The organism is Variovorax sp. P4_D9, assembly GCF_056401695.1.
Genome location: NZ_JBFUIU010001728.1, coordinates 1 through 603 on the forward strand (window position 1 = coordinate 1; position 603 = coordinate 603).

Annotated in this window: 1 pseudogene; it reads right to left on the reverse strand. The window is 61.9% G+C overall.

What is annotated here, in order from left to right:
- Positions 1 to 213 precede the first annotated feature (213 nt).
- Positions 214 to 603 (reverse strand): annotated as a pseudogene (locus tag AC1DY5_RS58015) (IS30 family transposase); the annotation flags it as partial.

A 603-nucleotide genomic window follows, 5' to 3' on the forward strand; every position in this document is an offset into this window, starting at 1 on the left:
GACACCATCCGCGCTGGCGGCGCCAGCAATTGGGAGGGTCAGGCGGGCGATAGAGCGCCATTATCGATCCTAATCCAACCAGAGAACAGGGCACTCCTCAACAGGAATCCAGAGCGCCGGGGTCGTCGACAGCCTCCGTGCTCACGTGGACTTACTGTCCTCGCGGCGAATAAACACAGGGCGGTTTCAAGTCTGAAGCACAACAGAGTTGAGTCAGTGGATTGATGCTGAGGGTTGATGGAACGAGTCGAGCGTTCTTGCGAAGACCTCCAGAGGCGTGTGCCACGCGTGCGAGGCGCGAGGCCGATCGTTCATGCTGTCGGCGATCCCATCGAGCTCGTCCTGGGTGAGCAGGCTCAGGTCTGTGCCCTTGGGCATGTACTGACGAAGCAGGCCGTTGGTGTTCTCGCAGGTGCCGCGCTGCCAAGGGCTGTGCGGGTCGCAGAAGTAGATCTTCACCCCGGTCTGTGCGGCCAGGTCCGCGTGACGCGACATCTCCTTGCCCTGGTCGTAGGTCAGGCTCTAGCGCATCGGCTCGGCGATCGAATTCAGCTTGGCAGAAAACCCCGCGAGCGCCGAGGCGGCAGTCGCGTCGTCCATCAT